Here is a 13,863-nt window from a genome sequence, read left to right on the forward strand (position 1 = left end):
TCATCCAAAAATTCCCGAATGCCGGATAAAGACAAAAGCTATGATCCAAATTACCGGATACAGCACATCTATTGCCCTTACTTTCTTCTTCCTGACTCTGAAATCGCCGGTAAATCCCCTTAAAAGCATACTCTCATAAACGTCCTCAGCCTTGTCCATGCTGCGAAGGAGCCACTGTCCAACTAAAGTTCCCCAGGCCTTATAATGGATTCCGTTCTGGTGCGGTGCTCTTAATTTGTATGCAGTCATGATCCTGTCAGCTTCAATAGCCATAATTCCAAAGTATCTGTATATAAGAAGTATTACAATCACCATTACTTTCGGTACGTGAAGGCATCTAAGCGCATAGCATATATCATCTATCGACGTGGTTGCTATGAGAATATATGCCGCAAGAACACTATAAAAGCCCTTTAGCATTACAGTTATCATTGACACCATTCCACCTGTTATCCTAATGGTAAAAGAGCTGTCTCCGGAAATACTATACAAAGTGTAAAGAGTCTTATCCAAAAAAGGATTAAATATACCTACAAAAAGGACCAGCGGAAGAATGAGTCTCATCCTGTACAGTCCCTCTTTAAAAGAAAGCTCACCCACAATAAAGCCAAATATAGGGTAAACAGCCATAACAAGAAGCGGCGCAATACTATATTTATCAAATGACACCACAGTAAATATGTATAAAACGCTAAGAAGCAGCTTCCCCAGCGGATGAAGGTCATTCATCCAGTGGGAACGCTGCTGCAAATTTTGTAATTTATTTAGTTCGTTTATATTTTTCTCAATTGAATTCATACATGTAGCTTAGCACATTTTTACCAACTTATATATTGGTATTTTTTCAGGCTGCTATATCCTTTTTCCTGAAAAATCTAAACGCATAGGAAGCACCGACACAAACGCCAACCACTACAAGTGCGCCGACAATTCCTGAAAAACTTGTACCTACAGGTGATTCACTATCTTTAAAAGCATAATCAGGTAAAAGAGATGTTGTCTCCTGAATGTTTGCCGCAGTTTCATAGGCACCACCATCTGCTTCAAGTTCTGTTGTTCCGGCAACCTGTTCCATAGACCACTCAAGTCCGTCAGGAAAAGCAGATGCGAATAAGGAAATAGCTCCTCCGCAGATAGCTGCTGCCACTGCGATTGCAATGATAGTTCCCTTAAATGAGAGCTTACCTTCATTTACCTTAACATCCTCAGATTTGCCAACCCCCCATAAAAGCTCTGGTCTGGCTTCATTTACAAACACAAGGACAGCTGCAGTGATCAGGCCTTCAACAAGACCAATTGCAAGATGTATAGGCTGCATTGTTCCCACAAATACTGAGAACGGGAGCTCTGTTATTCCAGACAATAAAGTCTCTATACTAACAGAGAAAGCTCCCATCTGAAGTGTCAGTACACATCCAAGAATTGATGCAACTATTATCTTGATCCTAGAAGCTCCCTTTCTCATAATTGGCTTCCAGATCAGCATGGCACCTACAAAGCACCCGTAAAAGGCCATATTCCATATATTACATCCAAGTGCCAAAAGGCCTCCATCAGCAAACAAAAGGCACTGAACCAGTAGAACTCCTATCATTGTGAGGAATCCTGCGTAAGGTCCAAGCATAGCAGATAACATCATGCCTCCGCAAAGATGTCCTGAAGAACCCGTTCCCGGAATGGTAAAGTTGAGCATCTGAGTTGCAAATACAAAAGCTCCCATTACGCCCATAACAGGAATCTTCTTAGGATCGTTCTCCTCTCTGACTTTTTTTACAGAAACTCCCGCTGCTCCTGTTGATAATACATACATTGTCCCAGCTACTGCCGGTGCCACAAGGGCATCTGCCATATGCATATTGCTTGCCTCCTCCATAGTAATTTAAAAGTATTAGCATTCATTGCGGATAGCTTTTATATCATAGGAAATCCGGAAGAATATCTATGATATAAAAATGGTGCGCCAGCATACTGAGTATCGGACAATTCTCAGCATGCTACACACCTTGGCAATATCATAAGTATAGATTGTACAAAATTTACTCGCAAGCCCCCTGGGGGGTTCTATTTTTGCATTTTTTAACTTTTTATTAAGGCAAAGATTATTTCTTTTGGATTTTATTGAACAAATCCGCGATAGCTTCTTTATATGGCGCCCCCAGAACTCCATATTCTGTTACAATGCCCGCTATCAGTTCGTTGTCTGTCACATCAAAAGCCGGGTTATATACTTTGATTCCCTCCGGAGCCATGCGCTCCTTGTACCACATCTCAGTTACTTCCTCAGGCTTTCGCTGCTCAATGTTGATTTCCTCACCTGTAGGTGTATTTATATCTATTGTTGACGTTGGAGCACAGACATAGAATGGAATATTGTAGCGCTTTGCTACTGTTGCAACAACGCTTGTTCCTATCTTATTGGCCGCATCACCATTTGCAGCTACTCTGTCACAGCCAACAAATATTGCATTGATAGCTCCGCTCTTCATAAGAGATGCAGACATATTGTCGCATAAAAGAGTTGTATCTATTCCTGCAGAATGAAGCTCGTAAGCTGTAAGTCTGGCTCCCTGTAAAAGAGGTCTTGTCTCGTCGCAGTAAACCTTGATGTTCATACCTTTTTCATGTGCAAGATACATTGGCGCTGTGGCTGTTCCATACTTGCAGGTTGCAAGCTGTCCCGCATTGCAATGTGTCAGAAGTCCATAGCCATCTTTTATGAGTGTGAGACCATACTCACCAATCCTGCGGCATACATCAATGTCTTCAGCCTTAATGCGCTCAGACTCATCTCTCATCTCACAGATCATGCCTTTTAAATCATATTCTTTTGCAGAATCCAGGCATACTGAGCCGTCCTCTAAAGCCTTGATATTACAGAATTCAAAAATATGATTCTGCATCCTCTTAAGTGCCCAGGAAAGATTTACAGCTGTAGGCCTTGATGAATTCAGATAATCACTCTTTTCCTTAAGTTCTCCAATAAACTCATTATAGTTTTCTGCCTTAGAGTGCTTCATTAAAAGATATATTCCAAAGCCTGCTGTAACGCCTATAGCAGGCGCACCTCTAACCTGCAAAAGATAAATAGCATCCCAGATTTCCTGTGCAGTGTGAAGTCTGATCATCTCAGTCTTCCCCGGTAAAAGAGTCTGGTCAATTATCTCTATGGCATCGTCATCATCAACAAGTGCCACTGTCTCATAGTCTAAAATATTGCTCATTTTGCGCTCCCTTTTAATCTTATTTATCTGCTTCTTACCAGTTAATTGTATATTTCCCGCCTGCATAGTCCTTAACTTCGCCTGTCGGAAGAATAAGAGTACATGTAGAATCAACAGGTACTGTGATCGATATTTCTTTAGCAGCCGCATTCCAGGAAACCTTTATAAGCCCACTTCTGGTCTTTAGTGACCCCTCTGCGCTCTCAAGAGCTTCCGTAACAGTAGGTTTTACATAAAAATGCTTGTATCCCGGTTCCTCTTCATCAGCCCTGATCCCCAGAATATCACTGTAACAAAATGCCAGAACGCTTGAGTATGCCGCATGGTTAAGCGATCCTGTTATTTCATAAATGCCATCAGGATAAGGATTTCCATCTCTGTCCTGATATCTGAATACTCCCATATCCTCAGGATTGGTAGTCATCCCCATGGAAAGAGGATGCGCCAGCCCTCCTGGACTGGTATTAGTCATGACCTTAACTGCTGTACTTCCATAGCCGTTTTGCGAAAGAGCAGGCAGATAATGTGCCATTCCTGCATACCCCGGGTAAAAGAGGTATGAACCATACTCACTTAAAATATTAAGTCTCTCTGCTGCCTCCAGCTTCATGTCCTCCGGGAAAAGATCAAATGCTATCCCCAAAGCATACGCAGTTTCTGATTCTGCGTCAGCCTCCAGTATGCCTGCAGCAACTGAAGGGTCCTCTCTTATAAACGTCTCCTGCCATTTTCCGGCAAACGCATCTGCATAACCACCATAAATTGCAGCCTTATCTTCATTGCCTAACACTTTATTCATCCTGGCAACAAGTCTTGCTGAATGCGCTGCCCAGGCAGTATCTGACAAAGCCTGCGGAGTCGTCTGGCCGGATAAATGATCTCCATAACCATCTGTTGTTAAAAGATAATCCTCAGACCTTCCAACCAAATAGTCAACCCACTTCTCGGAAGCTCCTATATTATCAGTAATTATCGACTCATCACCATAATGCAGATAAGCATTCCATGTAATCTGTGTAATACTGTCTCCCCAGCAACTATGGCCACCAAACGGATTATTGGTGGGAGCCACATCATTTATTGAGCCATCTCCCGCCTGCTGCGTTCTAAGCTCTTTTAAATAATTGCGATAAAACTTTTCCGTGTCATATGCATACATGGCAAATCCCGATACTGCCTGCGCATCACCTGACCATCCAAGTCGCTCATCTCTCTGGGCACAGTCAGTAGGATTATCCATCATATTCGCCCTAAGACTATAAATCGAATTCTGATAAAGCCTATTGATTGTTTCATCCGAACAGCTAAATTCTCCCGTCTGCTCCACATTAGAAGAAATAGCAATTGCTCTTATGGCATCAGAAGGTATCTGCCAATCAAGTCCAATTATTTCTACATATCTAAAGCCATGGTAAGTGTGAGAAAAGCAAAGTTTTCCACAAGATTGATTTCCACAAACATAATAGTCAGTACTTTTTGCAGACAAAAGCCCTTTTGTCCAGACAGAGCCTTTTTCTCCATCCCTGCCTGCCGGGATCATATTATCATCGTTTAATATCTCGCCGTATCTAAAAGTAATCACCTGGCCATTCTTTAATTCAATGCCAGCTTCATCTGCATTTCCGGTATCATTACCGGTTTCTGTCTGACTTCCTGTAAGCCTATCCAGATCTATCTCAATAGTTCCTGCAATATTCTGTCCAAAGTCATATACAAAATGCCCGCTTTCAGTCTTGCTGACACCGGTGTACTCAAGGCTACCCCACTCCGAAATAGACTCATTTTCCTTATGACATATCTGCGCTTTTATAAACTTATCATCGACAGCATCAAGCAAAGGCTGACTCCAGTTCCCCGTAGAATATATATTCAGTCTGTCATCAATGATCTCTCCCTGATAGATGTCATCAAATCTATATCTACTGTCTCTGCTGACCCAAAAGCTGTCATCAGTTGGAATTACCTCTTTGGTCCCGTCCTTGTAATTTATTACAAGTTCACCCTTCACCGCCAGGTCATCTCCCCAGGGCGCAGCCACTTCAGGGTATCCAACCGCCCTGTCATAGAACCCATGGAAAAGATATATATACAGATCATTAGTATCTTCAAGCATGTCAGTCACATTGTAAGTAACATAATTAAGATACTTATCAAACACCATTTTCCCGGGGTCAAAAAAGTTTTCTGAAACCTTCTGTCCATTTAACTCTATATCAAAAGAGCCAAGAGCCGTCATATACAAATACGCGCTATCCAGCTTCTTTTTATCAATATCAATTTCACGCTTAAAAACTCCGGCCGGATCTTTATCTGTTTCTGATAGTGTAAATCCGGACGTAATGATCATGCTCTTTCCCTTGGTATCATAAGCATACTTATAATACATTGGGTCAAAGGCACTCTCCTGCACTCCTTCATAATCGTAGCTATGAAGCTTATTCTCAAAAATCCCGTCAAAACAATCGCTAAAAATCTCCTGGCCAGCAGAAGTCACTTCAATATCATCAATATAAGCTTTGTCTGTGCCTCTTGATTTGTAGGTTCCAACGCAGGCAAGCTCAAACTCAGGTACAGTTATCTCTCCAAGCTCCTGATCATTTACTGATACGCTGGCTTTATCGCCGCTCACAGCTATCCTCACATTATAGACACCTGCAATTTCACTCTTTTGCCCGTCATCCAAATTATCAGACTCTGAATCTTCACTTACTGGCTCAAGCGGAATCTCTGCTTTATAGCTGTTATCCTCAACGCCTCCATTAAAGCTTCTAAAAGTGAAACATTCATTTCCTTCAACAGCTCTGATTCCGTATAATGAAACTCTTCCGTACTCTCCATTGGAATCTCCAAGAGCAAAACTTGCTTCAGTTCCGCTTACAGCCATGACAAAAGATGCTTCATATTCTTTAGGATGCACATTCCCAGAAAACGTGCCTTGGTCAGCTTCATTTTCCTTTGGAGCACTTAAAAAATGCGCTCTGCTCATGCCAGGATCATATTCATCTATAAGAGGAATCTCTTTTTCTTTTGAAACAGTTTTATCGCCGCCAATGTCACAGCCTGATAGCCCCGGCAATAACATCGCAATTGCAATAAGCGTCGCAATTATTTTCGTTCCTCTTAGCCTCTCATTTTTTCCTGCAAACAACCTTTTATCCACCTATCGCATTTAAATACATTACAGTTTCCCCAATAGCTCCTGAGCAACTTCACTTCCGTGTTTTGCAGCATAAGAAGCCCACTTTTTTGCTTTAGCAGGATTCTTATCGCCAAAACTGCCTTTATAATATCCAACAGCTATCTCTTCAGCAGCCTCAATACTTCCCTTGCCTGCCTTATCAATTAAATCTAATAATTTTTGTTTCTTGTCCATTTACTATAATTCTCCATTACCTAAATCTTTTCAAATATTCCTTGTGCTCATCAGACACCCTAAAGCTCTCTACAGCCTTTTGTATTGCCTTCTTATGTACCCAGTCATCAAGCCTGTGCTCCTCTATATACTTGACGCTTTCGTCATATCTTTTGGCCAGAGCAGTTGCAAAGTACCAGGCCACCATCATCTTAAGGTAGTAGTCATCTCCCCTTTTGGATGCCACAAGTTCAAGATATTCCTCTTTGAAATCATCTCCAAGGTACTCATTCATCAGCATACGAATGCCAAATCTAGCGGTATAAACTTCGTCTGAGGCTATCCACTTTTTCACATAAGGAAGGAGCTTTTCATGGTTCCTTTTAAAAGACTTGGGAGTTGCCTGGTCAGACACCGGCCAGCAATCAACAAAAGGAAGAAACTCCTCAACCCTTTGAACTGTCTCATCAAAATCCTTTATCATTGAAATAACAAAAAAGTGCACAAGATTCTCCTCATAATATTTATGCGGAAGATCATTTAAGAATTCATCCCTGTCCTTATTGGCAAACACCTCTTTAGCTATAGTACGCATTTGTGGAGTTCTGACGCCAATAATTATAGAGGGGTCAATATTAGGTACAAGTTTAGCCTGAAACTCCTTGTACTCATCATCTTTTTCCTTAATTAGTCTTTCGTAAACATCCATGGGATTCTCCTTATACAACCTAATCTTGGTGCATGAAAATTATACTTGAAATAGACCAAAATGTAAAAAAATGGTAACCACAAAAATGTGGTTACCATCTCTTTTCTAAATAAATTAGTTCTTAGCTGCAAGAGCTTCCTTGATTTTCTTTGTAAGAGCAGGAACGATCTTGTTAAGATCTCCAACTACACCATAATCAGCTACATCAAAGATAGGAGCATTCTCATCTTTGTTGATAGCGATGATGATATCAGACTCTTCCATACCTGCTACGTGCTGGATAGCACCTGAAATACCAATAGCAAAGTAGAGCTGAGGTCTAACTGTCTTACCTGTCTGACCTACCTGAAGGTCCTTAGGCTTCCAGCCTGAATCTACAACGGCACGTGAGCAGGAAACTGTTCCGTTAAGTGCCTCTGCAAGATCTTCAAGAATCTTGAAGTTCTCAGGTGAACCAACTCCACGACCACCTGAAACAAGAATCTTAGCAGCCTGAATATCAGCTACTGAAGATGCTTCTTTAACGATCTTAACGATCTCTGTATAGCAGTCGTTCTCTTCGAATCCAGGATTGAATTCTACTACTTCTGCCTTAGCACCCTTGATAGGGTCGATTTTCTGCATAACGCCTGGACGAACTGTAGCCATCTGAGGACGGAAGTCAGGGCAAGCGATTGTAGCGATTGTATTACCGCCGAATGCAGGTCTTGTCATAAGGAGCTGTTTGTGCTTAGTCTCTCTTGCTGGTGATGGCTCAAGAGGGAAATCACCGATATCAAGACTTGTACAGTCAGCTGTAAGACCTGTGTGTACTCTTGATGAAACTCTAGGACCAAGATCTCTACCGATTGCTGTAGCACCAACAAGGAGGATCTCAGGCTTGAACTCATTGATTACTGATGCAAGAGCGTGTGTGTAAGGCTCTGTTCTGTAATCCTTAAGTGCAGGATCATCAACTACGATTACTCTATCAGCACCATACTCTGCAAGCTTGTCAACAAGACCCTTAACGTCGCTTCCAAGAAGTACAGCTGTTACTTTTTTCTCATCAAGATCTTCTGCAAGATTCTTGGCTTTGCCCAGAAGCTCAAGAGCAATGCTTGAAAGCTCATTGTCTACCTGCTGAGCAAATATAAATACACCCTTATATTCTTCTAAAGACATGACTTTTCTCCTTTATCATTTAAATATTTTCTGTAGTATGTGATATACGCATAACTCCGCAGCGCTCTCGTTATGCTACAGCCATTCGGAAAACGATATGTTCATTTCATTCGCATATCTTTTTTCCTCATGTCTGTTCGGTCATTTTATAAACACGCTGCACAGTGCAAGCACTGCACCGTGTTTACTCATTCCCTATATCACTTAAATCACATGCTTCTCTGTAAGCTTAGCAACAATGTAATCTACTGCTTCATCAGCTGAATCAGGAGCAACCTTTTCACCCTGACCCTTCTTAACCTTATCAGAAGCCTTTGCGATCTGTGTAGGTGATCCCTTAAGACCAAGGTTAGAATCGTCAACATCCTTAAGATCTGCTCTGCCCCAAACAGTAACTTCTTTTTCGAAAGCATCGAAGATTCCGCCAGGAGTCATATATCTAGGCTCGTTGAGCTCTGAAAGAGCTGTAACAAGGCAAGGCATCTTAGCCTTAACAATATGATATCTGTCTTCAAACTGTCTCTTAACTTCTACTGTCTTAGCCTTCTCATCAACCTTGATTTCCTCAGCGTAGGAAATTACAGGAATATGAAGGTGCTCAGAAATCTGAGGACCAACCTGAGCTGTATCACCATCGATAGCCTGACGACCTGTGATGATGATATCATACTCAAGATTTCTAAGTGCGCCAGCGATTGTAGAAGATGTTGCCCATGTATCAGCGCCGCCGAGTACTCTGTCTGTTACAAGAACAGCCTTATCTGCGCCCATAGCAAGAGCTTCTCTAAGTACAGCGTCAGCCTTAGGAAGTCCCATAGTAAGAACTGTAACCTCTGCGCCATACTGATCTTTTAATCTAAGTGCTGCCTCAAGTCCTGCTTTGTCATCAGGGTTCATGATTGCAAGCATTGCACCTCTATCCAATGTTCCATCGGGTTTGAACTTTACGCCGCCCTTTGTGTCAGGGACCTGCTTAATGCAAACTACAACTTTCATTTTTATTCTCCTTCTATCAGATTATATTATTCAGATGATCACTATTACTTAAGTAATGCTCCAGAGATAACCATTCTCTGAACCTCAGATGTACCCTCGTAAATCTCAGTGATCTTAGCATCACGCATCATTCTCTCTACTTCGTACTCTCTGATGTAACCATAACCACCATGGAGCTGTACAGCCTTAGTTGTAACATCCATAGCAACCTCAGCAGCAAAAAGCTTAGCCTTAGCAGCTTCTACTGAGTAAACGTCCTTATTCTTCTTAGCATCTGCAGCCTGATATACAAGGAGTCTTGCAGCTTCACACTGTGTAGCCATGTTTGCAAGCTGGAACTGTGTATTCTGGAAAGCACCGATTGCTCTTCCGAACTGCTTTCTCTCTTTTACATATTCAACTGTTCTGTCAAGAGCGCCCTCTGCAATACCAAGAGCCTGAGCAGCGATACCAATACGTCCGCCGTCAAGAGTATGCATAGCGATAGGGAATCCCTTTCCTCTTGCACCAAGAAGGTTCTCTGCAGGAATATGGCAATCCTGGAAAATGAGCTCGTATGTTGATGAACCACGGATACCCATCTTGTTCTCTTTTGTACCGAATGTGAATCCAGGTGTTCCCTTCTCAACGATAAATGCTGAGAACTTCTTCTGCTTTCTGCCCTTCTTATCTTCTACGATATCTGTGTAAGCAATGATAATGTAAATATCAGCTACCTCACCGTTTGTGATGAAGCACTTTGATCCGTTAAGGATCCATTCCTTACCATCTTCTGAAAGAACAGCCTTTGTCTGAACGCCCTGAGCATCTGTACCAGCCATTGGCTCTGTAAGACCAAATGCGCCGAGCTTCTCGCCCTTTGCAAGAGGTACAAGGTACTTCTGCTTCTGCTCTTCTGTTCCGTATGTCATGATAGGATCGCAGCAAAGTGATGTGTGAGCAGATACGATAACTGCTGTTGTACCACATACCTTAGCAAGCCCCTCTACGCACATAATGTATGTAAGAGGGTCACATCCCTGTCCGCCGTACTCCTTAGGAATCGGAATACCCATGAAACCGTATTTCTGCATCTTCTTAACGGTTTCCATAGGGAAAACCTCTGTCTCATCAACCTCTATAGCGTTTGGCTTTACTTCTTTTTCTGCGAAATCTCTGAAAAGAGCTCTAGCCATTTCATGTTGCTGATCAAGCTGAAAATCCATTATAATTTCCTCCGTATTTCATTGAAATTTTTAATTATCTTATAATGTAACACTTGTTATACGGGGCAAAAAGCACGCCCCGTATTTAAGTGAATTAAACCACTAAGTTCGTTTATTCTCTCATCGAGCAATCAACGATCTGTTGGAACCTTGTTTCCATCAGCGTAGTTGTAGAAACCGATACCAGTCTTAACACCAAGCTTCTTACCACGAACCATCTTACGAAGAAGTGGGCATGCGCGATACTTGGAATCGCCAGTCTCTGAATAGAGAACATCCATGATAGCAAGAACGATATCAAGTCCGATATAATCGCCGAGCTCAAGTGGTCCCATAGGATGGTTACATCCAAGCTTCATAGCTGTATCGATACCCTGAATATCTGAAACGCCTTCTGAATATACGAAGATACCTTCGTTGATCATAGGAACAAGGATTCTGTTTACTACGAATCCTGCAGCTTCGTTAACCTGAACAGGAGTCTTTCCAAGATCTTCAGAAATCTTCTTGATCTTCTCAACATAATCATCAGGAGTGTTAGCGCCCTGGATGACCTCAACAAGCTTCATAACAGGAGCTGGGTTGAAGAAATGCATACCAATGATAGGCTTAGCAAGACCTGAACCAATCTCTGTGATTGAAAGTGATGATGTATTTGAAGCAAAAATGCAATCAGGATTCTTAACGATGTTTTCCTGAAGCTCCTTGAAAAGATTCTTCTTAATATCCATAACTTCAAGAGCAGCCTCAACTACGAGATCAGCATCTGCACAAATGTCATTAAGACCTGTCTGGATCTTAGCTGTGATAGCATCAGCCTCTTCCTGAGTCTTCTTTCCCTTAGCAACCTGCTTATCAAGGCCTTTCTTGATCTTGGCAAATCCGCCCTCTGCGAACTCTGTCTTGATATCGCAAAGATATACTTTTTCAACGCTCTGTGCCTGAGCAAATGTCTGTGCAATACCAGATCCCATTGTACCTGCGCCAATAACTGCAACCTTCATTTTAAATTCCTCCTATATAAATAAATATAATTTAATAATCACGCATTTTTAAAAGCAACAACTTTAACCTTGGCAGGATCATCTTTCTTTCTGAGGAAGTTAGCCATTCCCTCTCTCTGATCCTCTGTCTCGAAGCATGAACCAAAAAGCTTTTCTTCAATAACAAGTGCATTATCTATATCTGTCTGAAGACCATCATTGATTGCCTTCTTGCAAGCACGAACTGCGATAGGTGCATTAGCTGCGATCTGTGAAGCCATCTTCTCTGCAGCTGCAAGGAGCTCTTCCTGTGGATAAACAGCATTAACAAGACCAATTCTGTAAGCCTCGTCAGCCTTGATATTGCGAGCTGTGTAAATGAGCTGCTTAGCCATTCCGGCACCGATAAGTCTTGCAAGTCTCTGTGTTCCGCCAAATCCAGGTGTGATTCCAAGGCCTACTTCAGGCTGTCCAAACATAGCGTTTTCTGAGCAGATACGGATATCACAGCTCATAGAGATCTCACATCCACCACCAAGTGCAAAGCCGTTGATAGCTGCGATTACAGGAACAGGGAACTGCTCGATCTTACGGAAAATATCATTACCTTTTTTACCAAAAGCCTCACCCTCAGCCTTTGTAAGAGTTGACATCTCACCGATGTCTGCGCCGGCAACAAATGACTTCTCACCAGCACCTGTAAGAACTACCGCTCTTACAACGTTTGTATCAATGCCGTCAAAAGCAGCAGCAAGATCATCAAGTACCTGTGAATTAAGTGCATTAAGCGCTTCCGGTCTGTTGATAGTAACAACAGCGATGTTCTCTTTTACTTCGCAATTAACAAAACCCATTTTATATTCCTCCTAATATATTGTGATAATAGCCTGCCGCCAATCAGCAGCAGGCTACCTGAAAAATCTTAAGCCTCGTAACGCTCAACGATAGTTGCGCAGCCCATTCCGCCACCGATGCAAAGAGTAGCAAGACCCTTCTTGGCATCTTCTCTCTTAGCCATCTCATGAAGAAGAGTAACAAGGATACGGCATCCTGATGCTCCAACAGGGTGACCAAGTGCGATAGCACCACCATTTACGTTAACCTTGCTCATATCAAAGCCAAGGTCCTTAGCAACTGCAACTGACTGTGCTGCAAAAGCCTCGTTAGCTTCGATAAGATCGATATTATCAAGTGAAAGACCAGTTTTCTTGAGTACTTTCTTAGTAGCAGCTACAGGACCGATACCCATAATTTCAGGTTCAACACCTGCAAGAGCGCCGCCAACCCATGTAGCCATAGGCTTAACACCAAGTTCTTTAGCCTTCTCTTCGCTCATAACAACAACTGCAGCAGCACCATCATTGATACCTGATGCATTACCAGCTGTTACAAGACCACCCTCTTTACCAGAGCAGCATTTAAGCTTAGAAAGAGTCTCAACAGTTGTTCCGGCACGAGGGCCCTCATCTGTCTTGAACTCAACCATTTCCTTCTTAACCTTAACTGGAACAGGAACGATCTCGTCGTTGAATCTGCCTTCAGCCATAGCCTTCTCGCACTTCTGCTGAGAATTAGCTGAGAACTCATCGAGTTCCTCTCTTGTAAGGTTCCATCTGTCACAGATGTTCTCTGCTGTGATCATCATGTGATAGTGATTAAAAGCGTCTGTAAGAGCATCGTTAACCATTGTATCTACAACAGTTCCGTTGTTCATACGATATCCAAAACGTGCATTAGGAAGTGCGTAAGGAGCCATTGACATGTTCTCCATACCACCGGCAACTACGATGTCAGCCTCTCCAGCTTTGATGAGGTCAGCTGCCATGTTGACACAGTTAAGACCAGATCCACAAACTACGTTAAGTGTTACTGCAGGAATCTCAATAGGAAGACCAGCCTTGATGGAAGCCTGTCTTGCTACGTTCTGTCCAAGTCCAGCCTGGATAACGCATCCCATAAGTACCTCGTCTACCATCTCAGGTTTAACACCTGCTCTGTTAAGTGCCTCCTTGATTACGATTGAACCAAGTTCTGCTGCAGGAGTATTGCTGAGAGCTCCGCCCATCTTACCGATAGCTGTTCTACATGCACCTGCTATAACTACCTTCTGTGCCATAAAGTTTTCCTCCATATAACTCGTTAAATTTTTATCAGAACAGAATAATTGTAGCACACACATTAGGCAAATGCAACAAAAACTATCAGTCTTACGTTTGAATTTTATTAAAATGCT

At 42.3% G+C, this 13,863-nt stretch carries 12 protein-coding genes; all 12 read right to left on the reverse strand.

Annotated features, from left to right (window positions below; translation table 11 throughout):
- The 12 genes from cbiQ to BPR_RS12630 all read right to left on the reverse strand — a co-directional run bounded on the left by cbiQ (position 1) and on the right by BPR_RS12630 (position 13,746).
- Positions 1 to 798: a cobalt ECF transporter T component CbiQ gene (gene cbiQ / locus BPR_RS12575; RefSeq protein ID WP_013281863.1), complete on the reverse strand. Its 798-nt coding sequence runs from the start codon at positions 796 to 798 to the stop codon at positions 1 to 3.
- Positions 799 to 844: 46 nt separating this feature from the next.
- The gene (locus tag BPR_RS12580; RefSeq protein WP_042257061.1) at positions 845 to 1,855 is read right to left on the reverse strand and encodes an energy-coupling factor ABC transporter permease; all 1,011 of its coding nucleotides are present in this window, start codon (positions 1,853 to 1,855) and stop codon (positions 845 to 847) included.
- 244 nt (positions 1,856 to 2,099) lie between these two features.
- On the reverse strand, positions 2,100 to 3,221 hold the full coding sequence (gene mtnA / locus BPR_RS12585) for an S-methyl-5-thioribose-1-phosphate isomerase (RefSeq protein WP_013281865.1): 1,122 nt from the start codon (positions 3,219 to 3,221) through the stop codon (positions 2,100 to 2,102).
- Positions 3,222 to 3,255: 34 nt separating this feature from the next.
- Positions 3,256 to 6,369 (reverse strand): family 78 glycoside hydrolase catalytic domain, encoded by a 3,114-nt coding sequence (locus BPR_RS12590; protein WP_013281866.1) that lies wholly within the window; start codon positions 6,367 to 6,369, stop codon positions 3,256 to 3,258.
- Between the two features lie 30 nt (positions 6,370 to 6,399).
- Entirely contained in the window at positions 6,400 to 6,594 is a 195-nt protein-coding gene (locus BPR_RS12595; protein WP_013281867.1) for an SEL1-like repeat protein, read from the reverse strand.
- Between the two features lie 16 nt (positions 6,595 to 6,610).
- Positions 6,611 to 7,282 (reverse strand): DNA alkylation repair protein, encoded by a 672-nt coding sequence (locus BPR_RS12600; protein WP_013281868.1) that lies wholly within the window; start codon positions 7,280 to 7,282, stop codon positions 6,611 to 6,613.
- 114 nt (positions 7,283 to 7,396) lie between these two features.
- On the reverse strand, positions 7,397 to 8,446 hold the full coding sequence (locus tag BPR_RS12605) for an electron transfer flavoprotein subunit alpha/FixB family protein (RefSeq protein ID WP_013281869.1): 1,050 nt from the start codon (positions 8,444 to 8,446) through the stop codon (positions 7,397 to 7,399).
- 204 nt (positions 8,447 to 8,650) lie between these two features.
- On the reverse strand, positions 8,651 to 9,442 hold the full coding sequence (locus BPR_RS12610) for an electron transfer flavoprotein subunit beta/FixA family protein (protein WP_013281870.1): 792 nt from the start codon (positions 9,440 to 9,442) through the stop codon (positions 8,651 to 8,653).
- Between the two features lie 44 nt (positions 9,443 to 9,486).
- Positions 9,487 to 10,647 carry an acyl-CoA dehydrogenase gene (locus BPR_RS12615; RefSeq protein WP_013281871.1) on the reverse strand — a complete coding sequence of 387 codons (1,161 nt, stop codon included), beginning with the start codon at positions 10,645 to 10,647 and terminating at the stop codon, positions 9,487 to 9,489.
- 131 nt (positions 10,648 to 10,778) lie between these two features.
- Positions 10,779 to 11,651, reverse strand: coding sequence for a 3-hydroxyacyl-CoA dehydrogenase family protein (locus BPR_RS12620; RefSeq protein ID WP_013281872.1), 873 nt, complete (start codon positions 11,649 to 11,651; stop codon positions 10,779 to 10,781).
- Between the two features lie 38 nt (positions 11,652 to 11,689).
- Positions 11,690 to 12,484, reverse strand: coding sequence for an enoyl-CoA hydratase-related protein (locus tag BPR_RS12625; protein WP_013281873.1), 795 nt, complete (start codon positions 12,482 to 12,484; stop codon positions 11,690 to 11,692).
- A gap of 68 nt (positions 12,485 to 12,552) precedes the next feature.
- Entirely contained in the window at positions 12,553 to 13,746 is a 1,194-nt protein-coding gene (locus BPR_RS12630; protein ID WP_042257064.1) for an acetyl-CoA C-acetyltransferase, read from the reverse strand.
- Between the last annotated feature and the right edge of the window lie 117 nt (positions 13,747 to 13,863).

The sequence above is a fragment of the Butyrivibrio proteoclasticus B316 genome (assembly GCF_000145035.1).
GTDB classification, from domain to species: domain Bacteria; phylum Bacillota; class Clostridia; order Lachnospirales; family Lachnospiraceae; genus Butyrivibrio; species Butyrivibrio proteoclasticus.

Bases quoted from the DNA above. Each gene is read 5' to 3' on its own strand.
- BPR_RS12630 (WP_042257064.1), bottom strand. From the start codon at position 13,746: ATGGCACAGAAGGTAGTTATAGCAGGTGCATGTAGAACAGCTATCGGT.
- BPR_RS12595 (WP_013281867.1), bottom strand. From the start codon at position 6,594: ATGGACAAGAAACAAAAATTATTAGATTTAATTGATAAGGCAGGCAAG.
- BPR_RS12600 (WP_013281868.1), bottom strand. From the start codon at position 7,282: ATGGATGTTTACGAAAGACTAATTAAGGAAAAAGATGATGAGTACAAG.
- BPR_RS12620 (WP_013281872.1), bottom strand. From the start codon at position 11,651: ATGAAGGTTGCAGTTATTGGCGCAGGTACAATGGGATCTGGTATTGCA.
- BPR_RS12615 (WP_013281871.1), bottom strand. From the start codon at position 10,647: ATGGATTTTCAGCTTGATCAGCAACATGAAATGGCTAGAGCTCTTTTC.
- BPR_RS12605 (WP_013281869.1), bottom strand. From the start codon at position 8,446: ATGTCTTTAGAAGAATATAAGGGTGTATTTATATTTGCTCAGCAGGTA.
- BPR_RS12610 (WP_013281870.1), bottom strand. From the start codon at position 9,442: ATGAAAGTTGTAGTTTGCATTAAGCAGGTCCCTGACACAAAGGGCGGC.
- mtnA (WP_013281865.1), bottom strand. From the start codon at position 3,221: ATGAGCAATATTTTAGACTATGAGACAGTGGCACTTGTTGATGATGAC.
- BPR_RS12580 (WP_042257061.1), bottom strand. From the start codon at position 1,855: ATGCATATGGCAGATGCCCTTGTGGCACCGGCAGTAGCTGGGACAATG.
- BPR_RS12625 (WP_013281873.1), bottom strand. From the start codon at position 12,484: ATGGGTTTTGTTAATTGCGAAGTAAAAGAGAACATCGCTGTTGTTACT.
- cbiQ (WP_013281863.1), bottom strand. From the start codon at position 798: ATGAATTCAATTGAGAAAAATATAAACGAACTAAATAAATTACAAAAT.